Source organism: Deinococcus radiopugnans ATCC 19172 (genome assembly GCF_006335125.1).
GTDB classification, from domain to species: Bacteria; Deinococcota; Deinococci; order Deinococcales; family Deinococcaceae; genus Deinococcus; species Deinococcus radiopugnans.
In genome coordinates, this window is record NZ_VDMO01000075.1 from 1 (window position 1) to 800 (window position 800).

The 800-nt window shown below is 60.9% G+C and carries 1 protein-coding gene; it reads right to left on the reverse strand.

The window, feature by feature from the left end; all coding sequences use genetic code 11:
- Positions 1–19 precede the first annotated feature (19 nt).
- Positions 20–800: IS5 family transposase (locus FHR04_RS20740; protein WP_139405063.1), on the reverse strand; the 781-nt coding region annotated here is incomplete at its 5' end.

Here is an 800-nt window from a genome sequence, read left to right on the forward strand (position 1 = left end):
CTAGAGGCTGCCAAGAACCCTACCCAAGAAAGGGCCTGATTTTCGCCAGCATCAGAACGCAAGCGGCCACGAAATGAAAGCCGATCAGGGTGGAAGAAAGGCGTTCCAGATCTCGCCCCAGGCGACGAAAGCGTGACAACCAGGCCAGGGAACGCTCGACCACCCAGCGCCTCGGAAGCAGCACGAAGCCACGTGAAGCGTCTGAACGCTTCACGACCACCAGCTCGATGTTGCTCTGCCTGGCTGCCTCCTGAGTCGCTTGTCCGGTATAGCCCTGATCCACGAAGGCGACCTCCAGCATGCCGCCAGTGATCTCTTGTGCTTCCCGGCACAGGTCAAAGACCTGTGCCCGATCCTGTTCATGCGCTGGGGACGTCATCAGGGTGACGAGGTGGCCCAGCGTATCGACGACCAGGTGAACTTTGGTGCCCTTGCGCCGCTTGGCTCCGTCATACCCGGCACGATGGCCGCTCTCTGGCGTGCTCTGCAGGGTTCGACTGTCGACGATGATCGCGGTGGGTTCCCCACCGCGCTGCTGCTGCACCCGGGTGAACAAGCGCAGGTCATGCACGGCGTTTTCGAAGCAGTGGGCAGCGAACCAGCGCTGAGCCTGAGATCGCACGATCTCAGGCGGAGGAAAGTCATGCGGTAGATATGCCCATTGCGCTCCAGTGCGGCTCATCCACAACAAGGCATTCAACACGTCTCGGAGCGGATACTTCCGCTGTGGGGCGTGTTCTGGACTCAGGGCCAGATACGGCAGCAGGAAATGATACGTCTCGTCATCGACATCGCTGGGG